Here is a 13,364-nt window from a genome sequence, read left to right as displayed (position 1 = left end):
TCGGCATTGAAGCATTCAGGTAACAACTTTGTATTCTTTTTGTGGCAAACGGTTGGCAAGCTCGCGGCGTAGCGGTAACCTGAGGGTTCTCTGGCTCAATCCCACACATGGAAGCTCTTACATGTTTGAAAATATCCCAGCCGCACCAGCGGATCCGATTTTAGGTCTTGCCGATTTATTCCGTGCCGATGCCCGTACTAACAAAATCAATTTAGGTATTGGCGTCTATAAAGATGAAACAGGTAAAACACCGGTTCTGACCAGCGTTAAAAAAGCTGAGCAGTATCTGCTGGAAAACGAAACCACGAAAAACTATCTGAGCATCGATGGTATTCCTGCTTTCGCTACCTGCACGCTGGAATTACTGTTTGGTAAAGAAAGCCCAATCATTCAGGACAAACGTGCTCATGCGGCTCAAACCCCAGGTGGGACTGGTGCTCTGCGTGTGGCAGCCGATTTTATTGCCAATAAAACTTCAGCTAAGCGCGTATGGGTGAGCAATCCTAGCTGGCCTAACCATAAAAGCGTATTTAACGCCGCAGGGCTTGAAGTACGCGAATATGATTACTACGATGCCGCAAATCATCAGTTAGACTTTGCAGCCCTCCAGAACAGCTTAGAGCAAGCAGAAGCCGGTGATGTGGTTCTATTCCACGGTTGCTGCCATAACCCAACCGGTATTGACCCAACGCCAGAACAATGGGAAGCGCTGGCAGAAATGTCTGTTGCCAAAGGTTGGTTACCGCTGTTTGACTTCGCCTACCAAGGCTTCGCCAACGGTTTAGAAGAAGATGCTCAGGGTCTGCGCATTTTCGCAGCCAAGCATGACGAATTGCTGGTTGCGAGCTCATATTCTAAAAACTTCGGCCTCTACAACGAGCGTGTTGGTGCTTGCACATTAGTTGCCGCTGACAGTGAAACCGCCGATAAAGCATTCAGCCAGATTAAAGCGACCATCCGCGCTAACTACTCAAACCCACCAGCGCACGGTGGTTCTGTGGTAGCCACTATTCTGGGTAATGAAGCCCTGCGTACTATTTGGGAACAAGAACTCACTGACATGCGTCAACGCATTCAACGTATGCGTCAGTTGTTCGTTAACACCCTGCAGGAAAAAGGCGCTGAGCAAGACTTCAGCTTCATCATTAAGCAGAACGGCATGTTCTCATTCAGTGGACTCACCAAAGATCAGGTGATCCGCCTGCGTGATGAATTTGGCGTTTATGCCGTAAACTCTGGCCGCGTCAACGTAGCAGGAATGACGCCTGACAATATGGCACCGCTGTGTGAAGCCATTGTCGCCGTATTGAAATAAACACGCATATTGAAACGACAAAAGGAGCCGAAAGGCTCCTTTTTTATGCTGCAAATAACATTTACAACGACGCTACCAAACCGCAGGCTCATCGCGAACAAACGGATTAGTCTGGCGCTCTTGGCCAAAAGTCGACATGGGTCCGTGACCTGGAATAAACGCAACATCATTGCCCAGTGGCCACAGTTTAGTTTTAATTGAGTTAATCAATGCCTGATGGTCGCCACGGGGAAAATCACTACGCCCGACACCGCCGCTGAATAACACATCGCCAACCTGCGCCAAGCGTGATTGCTCATTAAAGAAAATCACATGACCCGGCGTATGACCAGGGCAATGGAAAACCTGCAAAATCTCATTACCAACCTGCAAGGTATCACCGTCATTTAACCAACGGGTAGGCACCAAGGGTTCACAATCACTGAGGCCAAACATTTTGCTCTGAGCAGGCAGCCCCTCCAGCCAAAACTGGTCTTCTTCCTGCGGGCCATAGATTGGCACATTTAGGCTTTTCGCCAAATTGCCAGCAGCTCCCACGTGGTCTAAATGCCCGTGGGTCAGCAGAATTTGAGTCACCGTTAAACCCAGCGCTTCAACTTCCCGCTGAATTTTTGCTGCCTCACCGCCCGGATCGACGATCGCGGCCTGAAGCGTCTGCTCGCACCATAAAACAGTGCAATTCTGCTGGAATGCAGTAACGGGAATGATTTTATATTTCATGTTTGCCCCAATATAAAAAACGCCGGCAAAGGCCGACGTTTAGGATCTCTTTGACTACCTAATAATACCGTCTTAAAGCGCCATTACCAATTTCTAACGGGGCCGGTATCAATATGTACGAAATTACTGCGCGGATAATATCCAACGCCACCCGCTCGCATTTTCAATGCGGCTTTACGAATATTGGCTAGCTGAACACCTTCAATATGGAAATCCATCGCCTGACCAAGCGTATGGTAACTGTGTTTCGCCACGCCGCTGCCACGCTCGCGTAATTCATTATTGGTACGTGGAGAACGATAGCCGGAAATAAGCTGAATCGGTTTACGCGTGCCAATCATCGCCTGCAAACGAAAAATTTGATCGAATAAGCGAGGGTCAATACTTTTTACTTTATTCGCACGATAGTCGCGGAACAAATGATTCAGGCGAACTAATTCTTCCTGAATATAGTTTTTACCGTCGAAGAACTCAGCCTTAAGTTGTTCACCGGTATTTAAATTATTGAGTAATAAAATACGAGGACGTGGTGTAGAAAGCGTTGCTAACGCTTGCCCTGGTAGCATTGCCATTCCCATAGCAGCGCCACCTAAAGCCAACCACTTGCGACGATGAATATTAATTGGATCCATGAGATAAGTTGTACTCGGCAAAATGTCTGAAAATCACGCACCAAAGCGCACCGTCAGGCACCATAACCGCCATGGAAGATCGAGTCAACCCGCTACCCGCCAAGGTTGGCGGGTTATCACAGATTTTTATGGCTATCATTTACAACATTACAAAAACTATGGTTTTGCTAACTGCTTGCTAGAGTTGAAAAAGCCGCTCGGCTTGTGCGGCGATTTTTGCCCCTGAACGTACAGTGTCATCATAATTGTAAATATCTGTGCGGAACTGCGGCTTACCATCTTCCGAAACCCATGCTGTCAGATAATAGAGGCGAACAGGAATACGGTGACGTATCGGCACATATTTCGTATTCCCCTCTTTCAGAGCAGACGAAACTCGCGCGTCATTCCAACCCGCATCTTGAAGAAGCATGTTTGCCAGCGTCGAAGCTTTATTAACGCGGACACAACCTGAACTCAGCGCGCGAATATCTTTTTCAAATAATCCGTGGTTTGGCGTGTCATGCAGATAAATAGCATCTTGGCTTGGCATATTAAATTTATAGCGACCTAGCGAATTATTCGCCCCTGGCGCTTGCTGAATTCGATACGGGAAATTACGCGGCGACACCGACGCCCAGTCAATCATATAAGGATTAACCACTTCTGCATCGCTACTCCATCCAGAAAAAAGGCGATAACCGTGACGATCGAAATAGCCAGGATCGTGCATAGCTTTAGGAATGATATCTTCACGAATGAGCGTTGTTGGCACGTTCCACGGTGGATTAACCACCACGTTATTCAGTTCGCTATTCATCAGCGGCGTTTTACGCGTTGGGCGCCCTACAATGACTCGCGATGAAAGTACTTCTGCGCCGTTCTGGTAATAAATCAACGAGTAGTTAGGAATATTGACCATGATGCCGGTATTCACTTCCCCCGGCAAAATACGCAAACGTTGTATATTCAACGCCAGCAAAGTAGCACGCGTTTGCGGTGATACGTTCAGCCACTCACGCGTACGCTTGCCAATCACCCCGTCGCTGGCTAACCCCTGCCACTGCTGAAAGCGCTTCACGGCTTCAACGAGCTCAGGCGTATAGCGGTTATCGATCACCGAAACGGATGCTGCTTTGGCTGGCTCAGCCTCTGGTGATGGTTGTTGCTTAGTCAAATCAGTCACTGCGGTGGTTGATGGGCTGATCACCGCATTAGGATCCTGACTCGCAGGAGATTGCAGCGGCTGTGCGTCAGGCACCGGCGTTGGCTTCACGATAGCATCGCCTTCCAACATTCCAGTACGCTGTAACACTTCACGCAGCGCAGGCATATCCGCGCTCAGGTCGCCCGGTTTCAAACTCGGCCCGTCACTCACCACAGGCCAAGGGCGCGCATCCGCTAACAGATTTTTTAACGCTTTATGCATCGCAGCGTACTGAGGATGTGCAGGCTCTAACGATTTAACAAAGGTATTCAAACGACCATCACGGATCGACAACTGCCAGTTGTTTACCAGCGTTGTCGGCGGCTCTGCCATTGCATAAGGCACCGAGCTGTATAGCCAACTACCTTTGGTTGCGGTCACGCCGGAGACAAATTGCAGGTAGCCCAGCATCGCATCAGATAAGACGGCATCACGCGCCATGCCACTGACATCGGGATTAGTTAGCGCCTGAACCCATTGGGTGAACTGAGGCTGAACGCCAGAGAGTGCAACTTCAGCCAGCTGCTGTTGAAATTGTTGAACCGCCGTACGATCCTGCCACATTGGCTGCATGTGATTCGCAGCGTAGAGCGAAGAAAGTTGGTTCAAATAACGCAGTGAAACGCCCTGTGGAAGCTGCGACAACAGCGCCGAACGCGATTGAGGTACACTCATGGTCGCCACTGAAACCACGGGTTGTTTAGCTACGTCTGCATAGGCTGGCATTACGCTCAGCGCCAATGCACTCATTGCTATTGAACCACCGACAACCATATGGCTTAGACGGAATCTGTTATTCAGCACCATCCCTTGCTCCCTAGTTAGCTCATAGACACCGAGTTTCGGAGCCTTAGCTTAATTATACAAATAGAAATGACATTTTGCCGTTTCACTGTCGGTTGGTGCGTCAACAACCCAGACATTGCACGTTAATTATATGATGATACGTCACTGGCTATATTCTGCCAAAAAAAACGGCCTTATTTGAAGGCCGTTTGCGTTAATAATGATTTCAGTATGCGGAATTTACAAGAAATTATGTCTCAGATTCTTCTTGAGCCACTGATTCTATAGGACTTTTCTCAGGAGCAAAGCCCCTTAACCCCACAACATGCACATGTTCAGTGTTATTGAACACTTTACGCACCAGTTTATAGGTAGTGCCTTTTTCTGGGCTGATGTTTTCTGGTGCCGCAATAATTAGCTGCATTTCCAGACGTTCACACAGCTCAAACAGCGTCGCAATGGATTTCGCATCCAGACGCGCTGCTTCATCAAGGAATAGCAGTCGGCATGGCGAAATATCTTTACCACGCAGGCGGCGAGATTCTTCTTCCCAGCTCTGAACCACCATGACCAGAATGGACATACCGGTACCGATAGCTTCGCCCGTTGACAGCGCCCCACTTTCAGCACGCAGCCAACCATCTGAACCACGGTTAACCTCTACTTCCATTTCAAGGTAATTACGATAATCCAGCAATTCTTCACCGATGGTTTGCGGCGTACGCTGTCCCATATCGATCTGTGGATTCAGACGCTGATACAGTTTTGCTAACGCTTCAGAGAACGTCAGTCGATTGCTGTTAAACAGATCCTGATGCTGCTCTTGCTGCTCTGACAATACCGTCAACAGCGTTGAATGCGCTTCACGCACGTTAACATTCAAACGCACGCTATTCACTTGCCCGAAGGCCACCGTCTGTAGGCCTTGGTTGAGCATACGAATACGGTTTTGTTCACGCTGAATGGTTTTGCGAATAATGTTCGCTACGCTCTTCGAACTGATTGCCAGTTTTTGTTCGCGTGACGTCAGTTCTTCGGTCAAACGCGCCAGCTCAATTTCCATCTGTTCGATGGCATCGACAGGATCGTCGCTGCGGATAATATCCTGACGAATACGCTCACGCAGATGCTGGTAAACGGCAATATAGAACTGAATTTTACGTTCTGGGCGTTTAGGATCTTCTGACAAACGCAGCACATCGCGCAGATGTTCGTTGTCCGCCACGGCCAGTCGTAACGCGCCTAATGCCTTATCCGACATAGAGCGCAATTCGTCCGCATCCATATAGGCAAGCTCACGACGATGCAGGCGACGTTCAACGCCGTTGTCTTTCACCAAACGCATCACCGCGCACCAGCCCGCTTTCGCGGTGGTGACTTGTTCGCGAATCTGGTGGTAATCGCGCTCAACCTTACGTAGGCGTTTTTGCAGATTATCCATTTCAGATTCACAGAACATGATCTGTTTTTCGAGCTGATTGCGACGCGCACGGTTGTTGCTCAGTGCGGTATGCAACTCGTCGCGACGGATACGTGCACGCTCTTCCGCATTAGGATCGGCCTGAACACCGATATCTTGCAGCTCTTGCGACAGCTCTTTGAGCATGTCACGTTTAGCTTCAAACGAGCTTTTTAGCGAAGCTAAAACTTGATGATACTGGGCTAGCTGTGACTGTTGTTGACGAAGCTGCTCACGCGTACGGCTACGATCGGCTTCAGCATGCTCCAAACGCTGACGCAGTTTGTCATTGAGGTCAGAGTTTTCAGTTAGCATTCCGGCAGAATCGCTATAGCTGAAGTGCGCACGACGCTGCACCACTTCCGTTAGCGCGAACGCCTGTTGCTTGGCCGTACGCTGATTCTGCTGAGCCTGCTGATAATCCTGACGTAGCTGCTCATGCTGTTCTGGATCGCTTTGCAATACGGAAAGCATCGGTTCTAGCTTAGCCAGATTGGTGCCGTGCTGTTGCAGATAGCGCGCAGCTTCCTGCGCCTCTTCGAGCTCTTCACGGATCTCTTCGACACGATCTTGCAGGGTTTCATCAGCCAACAAACCGATATGCGGCGTCAGCTTATGCAACAGCGCGACGCTCTCTTTGGCCTGCGACAGCTGCTGGCGCTGCTGTTGCGTCACGTTATCCTGATTATTGAATTCACGCTCAATCTCAGTACGACGGCTGTTGATTTGACGTAATTCAGCTTCTGGGTCCTGCTCAAACGCCACCGCTAAGTGATTGCCAATGAAGCGGCTGAACGCTTGATGTAAGCGCTGAGTCTTCTGCACATCAAATGACAGGTTCGCATAACGCTCAGCCAGCTCATCGCGCTGTGCATACAGCGTTTCTAAGCGGCTTTCACGCGCGGCACGACCAAACAGCGGCACCTCAGGGAAACGAGAGTAGCGCCATTGACGATCGGCAGTTTTCACCACCACGGCGCGTTCCAGTTCATCGGCGGCAAATACGCTGTCATCAAACGACTGCGGATCCCCTTCGATCAGATAGAGATCTTCTGGACAGTCTTCTAATCCCGCCAGATGCTCGCGCACCAAGGAAAGATCGGGAACAACAATCGCGTGTCGTGCAGGGCCATATAACGCCGAGAAATACGGCGCATCGTCGATGGTGACGTCATCGTAGATTTCAGACAGCAACACGCCGCCAAAACGTTCGGCCAAAGCGATTAGGCGCCCATCTTCGGCACCGCTTGGCTGGCTTAAACGCTCGATTTGGCTTTCGATTTCACGTTTTTGATGAGCAACTTCGTCGCGTTCAACGGTCGATTCACGTTCACGCTCCAGCAATTGCTGCATCTGCTCAGTGACTTGACGACTGTCTGACAGCTCTTCGCCGCATTGTTCACTCAGTTGACTCAGCGCTTCCTGCGCGGCAAGCCACACAGGGGCCTTCGTCGTCAAATCTTTCGCTTTCGCCGTGATTTGCTCAAGCTCTTGACGCAGCACCATACGGCGCTCGCTGGCTTCAGCCACATCAATCGTCAGCGTTTCAATGCGCTCTTCCATCTCACGCTGCGCATCATCCAGTTCTTCTGGCTGATACTGCTGGCCAGTGCGTTTGCAGAAGTCTTGCAACAGACGCTCGGCATCTTGTTGCGAACGCAAACGCTGCTCCAATTCGGCCAAACGCATGCGTAACGGCTGCACGCGCTCCGACTGATGCTGAAGTGAAGACCAGTCGCGTAATAAATCACGCCCCGCCTGCCATGCTTCACTCCGGCTAACTTCGCCCACCAGCTTAACCACCAGCTGATAAGCATTTTCAAACTGTGAATGCGCGGCGCTGGCCACATTCATTTTCTGCTCAAGCTGCATCAGGATTTCAGTCGCTTCCTGCTCGCGCGCGCTGAACGTTTCTAGCCACTCTTCGCTGTTATCCGCATTGAGGTCGGGCAACTGACACACTTGACGCGCACGTTCTAGCGCCTGTAGCGCCTGCTGGTATTGAATTGCGCGGGTTTGCTGAACGTCCAAGGCTTGCTGGTAATCGGCCAACTGACTTTTTAGTTCGTCAACTTCAGCTTCCGCGGCTTCTGAGCGGGCTTCATAATCTGCATGCAGATCGCTCGCCTCAGCCACCACTTCATTCTGTTCTTCTAAGCGGTAGGTCAGCTCTTCCAGATCGCTCTGATAGCGCTCGATCTTTTCCTGCTGGCGCATTGCGGTTTGCACCAGATTTAAATGATCGCTTGCCGCCTGATAATCGGTCTCGAGATCGGATTCAGACCCGCTTTGCTCGGCTAACTCACGCGACATTTCCACATGACGATACTGTTCCGCCAACAGCTGTTTACGGCCACCCAGCAATTCACGGCGCAGTAACAGTGCCTGATCGAGGTGTATGCGTCGTTCATTGGCATGGCGCATATAGTCAGCAGAAACATAAGACGTTGCTTCGGTGATCAGATGTTTGAACAAATCACGGTCAGACTGCGTAACGCGAATCGCTTCCAGCGTCATGCGGTTTTCACGTAAAGCCGCTTCCATATCTTGGAAAGCTTTACGTACGCCGCTATTTTCTGGCAGCAAATAGTCACGCAGGGAGCGGGTAATCGCGCTGGAAATACCGCCGTAAAGCGACGCTTCAATCAGGCGATAAAACTTGCTGCGATCTGATGCCGAGCGTAAACGGCGCGGGATCACACCTAAATCAAACATCAAGGAGTGATAGTCGGTAATCGAGTTAAACTGTTTGAACTGCACGCCTTCAATAGCTTCTACGCGCTCTTTCAGTTCGTTTAACGGCAGCACACGAGCCTGACGCTCACCCACGGTTTGCGTTAGGATTTCCGTTGGCTGGAATGAGGTTGGCAAGCCTTGAATGGTGAACGGCTTGATATCCACTTTTCGATCGCGCCCAGCAACCTGCTGTAGGCGGACACCGACTAACACACGCTGATGGCGTGAGTTAACCACATCGAGGGTGGCATAACAGACACCAGCGCGTAACTTTCCGTGCAAGCCTTTGTCGCGTGACCCTGAAGTCGCACCGGCTTCCGTGGTATTACGAAAATGCAGCAGCGTTAAGTCTGGGATCAGCGCCGTGACAAACGCCGCCATGGTGGTGGATTTACCTGCACCGTTACCGCCGGACAGCGTTGTCACCAATTCATCCAGATCAAAAGTTCGGGCAAAGAAACCGTTCCAGTTAACCAATGTCAGCGAGCGAAACTTTCCGCGTTCAATCATTCCTGTTCATCCTCCGCGTTGTCCGCGCTACCGTCTGCACTGGATTCGTTTTCTTCGTTTTCATCATTCAGTGATAACGTGTTTTCTAACGGCATGGCTTCACCGTCACGGATCATTCTCAACTGGGATTCACGTGGATCATCACCGCTACGCACATCTGCACCAAAGCGGAACACTGCTTCGGTGATGCGGAATTTCGTGCTGTCATTCCCCATGAAATAGACCATGCCTAAACGGCGTAGACGATTTAATGAGGTACGCACTTTCTCTTGCAGTTTCTGGCGGTCGAGATCCGAGCCCGTTGAACGCTGGTTAACGTATTTCAGCAGCTTGTTTTCATCGGCCAAAGACAGTAACTCGTCATAGAGTTCCTGCTGGCTGAAAATGCCTTCATGCGCCAAACGCTCAGGGCTAAGGTAGAGATAACACAGGATTTTTCCGACCATCATATCCAGTTCAGACAGCACCGAACGCGGGATCAACGTGGTCGAACGCGGCCTGAGGTAGAAGAAACCTTCAGGGGCGCGGATGAGCTCAACGTTGTAACGGCTATAAAATAATTCAAGCTCGTCCTGAAAATCCATCAGGAAAGCATGGTTATCTAGCTCATCAATGCCGATGTGACGGCCGGATCGCAGTTGGCTATCCAGTGCAGGGAATAGCGGGTTAAACACCGCTAGCGCCAGTTTAGCTGGCATCATATTTTCAGTATTTGTCGATGACATGGGCCTGTACCTTGGCTCCGTAATCATTGATTGCCTGCCATTGAGCAGGTAATCCGGTGAAATCAGCTTCAGCCACACCTAAGCGAACCGCTTGGTCGACCAAAATTCTTGCCAAATCGAAATGACGTTGGCGCGGATACTGGGTTAGGTATTCGCGCAAAACCGCGCCTAAATCCAATGGACGCTGTTCTTTTTGATAAATCTTCAGCTCTTGTTCAATCATAGCGGCCAGCTGCTCACGGATCTCAGAGAACTCTTCGTACTCCATATCCGGAGGTAGTTCGCCGGTGACCTCTTCGTTCAGCAAGGCCAGCTCTTCATCACGCATGTCGAACAGACGATCGGCATTGGCGATAGTCAGAGCCCACGGGTTATCAAAGTAGTTCTGAACTGACTGGCGTAAGCGCTGGGCAAAGACACGGTTTTTATCCATATCAATCGCGGTACGGATAAATTTATGCACGTGTCTGTCGTACCCAATCCACAGATCGATAGTCAACTGGCCCCAACTGATAATGCGGTCTAGCTTGTTTTGCAGATCAAACACCAGTTTATCAACAAACGCCAAATCAGGATTATTCAGGTTGGCATCTTGGATACGCAGCAGGTTTGCCTGCAGCTTATCACCCGCCGCTTCCAGCGTATCTTGCAATTCACGCAAGGTGCCCGAGGTTTCCGAGAGCAAGACTTCACAGCTTGAGATGGCAGCACGCCAATCTTTATTCAGCAGCGCCGCGATATCTGCTTTAACGCCCTGCTGCTGCTCATCCATAATGCGCTGGGTTAAGTCAATACTGTCGAAGATCTCAGCAACAGAGTATTTCAGCGGGGCAAACACATTACGATGCCAATGATACTCATCACCGCCCTCTTCTGCCGCTTCGGCTGCACTGCGTAACTCTTGCGCCACGATTGACAGCTGCATAGACAGGCGCAGCGTTGAGAACTCCCGCTGACGAATATAGTAATCCGTAATACCAATGCCTAACGGCGTTAAACGATAGATCGCGTTTCCGTCGGCTAACTCGCTGGTAAAGCGGTTGAGCAGGCGCTGCTTAACGAGATCGTTAATCGCATTGTTGGCACGGATGGCTACCGTTTCATGTGTTTGTTCAAAAGCTTTGCTGACGTGTCGGAATGCATCGATCAGTTCACCTTCACTCATCTCACCGTCTAATCGTTCGCTGTTCAAAGTGGCAATAGCCAAAATGAACGCCAAACGTTCGGTTGGAAGTGAAATTGAAAAGTCATTTTTCCGCGCCCAGGCAACCAGCTCCGGTACAGTCTGGGAGAAATCACTCATAGTTGGTCCTTCGTGTCGGGTTTGTGCGCCATCACATGGATGTAGCGCCCCAAACTCACAAAAGGCTCCTGACGACAATAACGCTGCTCCAGCGCTAATAGATCATCAAAAGCCTCAATTTGTTGCGTCTTGTCTCGTAGGTAATCATGGAATACCCGCACGCCCGTTTTACCGGAAATTGTCAGCCCAATGTCTTCAAGCCAGCCGTACACCTTTTGTGGATCCAACGGGTGGTCGGGTGACAACGTACGTGTCTTGCGTTTTTGCATCCCTTGATTGACGTATGCCGTATTGCCAATGATCACGTTTCGCATTAATAGACCATTGTAGTTATAGAACATTAACGACAAAGCGCCGCCTGGCGTTAAACACTTCATCAGAGATGCTAGCGTTTCTTGAGGTTCAGCGACCCATTCCAAAACCGCATGGAACAATATCAGATCAACCGGCTGTTCTAAATGCTGATGCATCTCTTGCGCAGGACTTTGCACAAAACGCATGTGTTGGATCACACCTTTTTCTTCAGCATAGGCCTGCGCCCGCTTTAGCATCTCACCCGAGATGTCACACAGCGTGATCTGATGACCGCGTGCGGCAAGCTCACAGGATACCTGCCCAAGCCCACCACCTGCATCAAGAATGTGTAAGGATCTTTGCGGGAGCTGCTTGAGCAACTGTTCCAGATCCTGCCATAACACTGCCTGACGGATTTTTCCTTTGGTCGTACCGTAAATGTTGCGCGCAAATTTTTCAGCGATATTGTCAAAATTACGATCTTGCGTACCTCGACTCATGAATATGTCGGCTCCTGAATATTTGCACAGCGCACCACCAGAAAAATCTCCCCGTGAGGGACGCTTTAAACCTGCTATTTTGACACAGGCTGGCTTAGAATGAATCTTATCGGCCACATATTCTATCTAGATGTCGTTTTTTCATTCAGAAAGGCACCTGATTCATGCTGTTTACGCTAAAAAAGTTTATCGGCGGGCTACTTTTGCCCCTGCCACTGTTGCTGCTGATCGTCGCGGTAGGCCTGATTTTTATCTGCTGGACGCGCTGGTCTCGACTAGGAAAAATCTGTATTTCACTCGGTTGGCTTGGGATCTTGCTGCTAAGTCTGCAACCCGTCGCCGATAGATTATTGGCTCCGCTTGAAAACGGTTATCCTACATTAAACCAAACTAGCAACGCAGATTACATCGTGGTACTCGGCGGGGGTTATACTTTTAACTCTGATTGGGCACCCAGTTCGAACCTGATCAGCAACAGTTTGCCGCGCGTCACCGAAGGGATCCGCCAGCTTGAAATGAATCCCAATGCCAAAATTATTTTCACCGGTGCTGCGGCCATTGGCAATCCGGTGAGCAGCGCGCGCGTTGCCGCCAACGTAGCCGAAAGTTTAGGCGTTCCTGCTGATAAAATTATTGTGCTTGATAAACCGCGCGATACGCAGCAAGAGGCTAAAGAGGTGGCAAAGATTACCGACAAGCAGAAAATATTGCTGGTCACATCGGCAAACCATTTGGCTCGTGCACTACGCTTCTTTAAGGCCGAGGGGCTTAATCCGATCCCGGTTCCAGCCAATCAATTAGCTATTTCGTCACCGTTAAATCCTTGGGAACGCTGGTTACCTTCATCGCTTTATCTTGGCCATAGCGAACGGGCCTGGTATGAGACGTTGGGGAGTTGGTGGCAGGCAATCATCACGACAAAAGGTGAAAAATGAGACTCCGACTGATCAGCCTTTTTACGGCGATTATCGTATTTGAAATGCAGGTGGTTTTACTCGACTTGCTTTCTAAAGCTGAAAATATGCCGGTCAGCTTCAATCCGCTTAATGCTATCAGCGCGGTGGGATTTGTCCTCGGATGGACGACAGGGCTAAACACCGTGATGGCGCTGGACACAGCGGCAGTTGCTCTTTTACTTATCCCCGTTGGCGTCTATTGTCTTTGCCATGCTTGGCTTAGACAAAGACGCCGCTGAAGG

The 13,364-nt window shown here is 50.1% G+C and carries 10 protein-coding genes; 3 read left to right on the top strand and 7 right to left on the bottom strand.

The window, feature by feature from the left end:
* Positions 1 to 121 precede the first annotated feature (121 nt).
* Positions 122 to 1,315, top strand: coding sequence for an amino acid aminotransferase (locus tag CPY98_RS07625; protein ID WP_025800989.1), 1,194 nt, complete (start codon positions 122 to 124; stop codon positions 1,313 to 1,315).
* Between the two features lie 72 nt (positions 1,316 to 1,387).
* On the opposite strand, the gene CPY98_RS07620 is transcribed toward CPY98_RS07625, so the two are convergent.
* The 7 genes from CPY98_RS07620 to cmoM form a co-directional block, all read right to left on the bottom strand.
* Entirely contained in the window at positions 1,388 to 2,035 is a 648-nt protein-coding gene (locus tag CPY98_RS07620) for an MBL fold metallo-hydrolase (RefSeq protein ID WP_096387104.1), read from the bottom strand.
* Positions 2,036 to 2,118: 83 nt separating this feature from the next.
* Entirely contained in the window at positions 2,119 to 2,667 is a 549-nt protein-coding gene (locus tag CPY98_RS07615) for a YcbK family protein (RefSeq protein WP_025800987.1), read from the bottom strand.
* Between the two features lie 178 nt (positions 2,668 to 2,845).
* Entirely contained in the window at positions 2,846 to 4,660 is a 1,815-nt protein-coding gene (ldtD, locus tag CPY98_RS07610; RefSeq protein ID WP_096387101.1) for a L,D-transpeptidase, read from the bottom strand.
* Between the two features lie 229 nt (positions 4,661 to 4,889).
* The gene (gene mukB, locus CPY98_RS07605; RefSeq protein WP_096387098.1) at positions 4,890 to 9,344 is read right to left on the bottom strand and encodes a chromosome partition protein MukB; all 4,455 of its coding nucleotides are present in this window, start codon (positions 9,342 to 9,344) and stop codon (positions 4,890 to 4,892) included.
* Positions 9,341 to 10,069 carry a chromosome partition protein MukE gene (gene mukE / locus CPY98_RS07600; RefSeq protein WP_025800984.1) on the bottom strand — a complete coding sequence of 243 codons (729 nt, stop codon included), beginning with the start codon at positions 10,067 to 10,069 and terminating at the stop codon, positions 9,341 to 9,343. The genes mukB and mukE overlap by 4 nt, the downstream gene beginning before the upstream one ends.
* Positions 10,050 to 11,372 (bottom strand): chromosome partition protein MukF, encoded by a 1,323-nt coding sequence (gene mukF, locus CPY98_RS07595; RefSeq protein WP_025800983.1) that lies wholly within the window; start codon positions 11,370 to 11,372, stop codon positions 10,050 to 10,052. Before mukF ends, mukE begins: the two co-directional genes overlap by 20 nt.
* A complete protein-coding gene (cmoM, locus tag CPY98_RS07590) occupies positions 11,369 to 12,166 on the bottom strand; it encodes a tRNA uridine 5-oxyacetic acid(34) methyltransferase CmoM (protein WP_043492361.1) in 798 nt (265 codons plus the stop codon). The genes mukF and cmoM overlap by 4 nt, the downstream gene beginning before the upstream one ends.
* A gap of 164 nt (positions 12,167 to 12,330) precedes the next feature.
* Between cmoM and elyC the strand changes: the two genes are divergently transcribed.
* A complete protein-coding gene (gene elyC, locus CPY98_RS07585; protein WP_043492358.1) occupies positions 12,331 to 13,101 on the top strand; it encodes an envelope biogenesis factor ElyC in 771 nt (256 codons plus the stop codon).
* Entirely contained in the window at positions 13,098 to 13,361 is a 264-nt protein-coding gene (locus CPY98_RS07580; protein ID WP_096387094.1) for a hypothetical protein, read from the top strand. The genes elyC and CPY98_RS07580 overlap by 4 nt, the downstream gene beginning before the upstream one ends.
* Positions 13,362 to 13,364 lie beyond the last annotated feature (3 nt).

Origin of the sequence: Hafnia sp. CBA7124 (assembly GCF_002355555.1) — a bacterium.
Taxonomy (GTDB): domain Bacteria; phylum Pseudomonadota; class Gammaproteobacteria; order Enterobacterales; family Enterobacteriaceae; genus Hafnia; species Hafnia alvei.
The sequence above is the reverse complement of the archived record's forward strand: the minus strand, read 5'-3'. Positions and strand labels throughout refer to the sequence as shown.

Excerpts from the sequence above, each read along its gene's own strand:
- CPY98_RS07620 (WP_096387104.1), bottom strand. The coding sequence starts at position 2,035 with ATGAAATATAAAATCATTCCCGTTACTGCATTCCAGCAGAATTGCACT.
- CPY98_RS07615 (WP_025800987.1), bottom strand. The coding sequence starts at position 2,667 with ATGGATCCAATTAATATTCATCGTCGCAAGTGGTTGGCTTTAGGTGGC.
- mukE (WP_025800984.1), bottom strand. The coding sequence starts at position 10,069 with ATGTCATCGACAAATACTGAAAATATGATGCCAGCTAAACTGGCGCTA.
- CPY98_RS07625 (WP_025800989.1), top strand. The coding sequence starts at position 122 with ATGTTTGAAAATATCCCAGCCGCACCAGCGGATCCGATTTTAGGTCTT.
- elyC (WP_043492358.1), top strand. The coding sequence starts at position 12,331 with ATGCTGTTTACGCTAAAAAAGTTTATCGGCGGGCTACTTTTGCCCCTG.
- mukF (WP_025800983.1), bottom strand. The coding sequence starts at position 11,372 with ATGAGTGATTTCTCCCAGACTGTACCGGAGCTGGTTGCCTGGGCGCGG.
- ldtD (WP_096387101.1), bottom strand. The coding sequence starts at position 4,660 with ATGGTGCTGAATAACAGATTCCGTCTAAGCCATATGGTTGTCGGTGGT.
- CPY98_RS07580 (WP_096387094.1), top strand. The coding sequence starts at position 13,098 with ATGAGACTCCGACTGATCAGCCTTTTTACGGCGATTATCGTATTTGAA.
- cmoM (WP_043492361.1), bottom strand. The coding sequence starts at position 12,166 with ATGAGTCGAGGTACGCAAGATCGTAATTTTGACAATATCGCTGAAAAA.
- mukB (WP_096387098.1), bottom strand. The coding sequence starts at position 9,344 with ATGATTGAACGCGGAAAGTTTCGCTCGCTGACATTGGTTAACTGGAAC.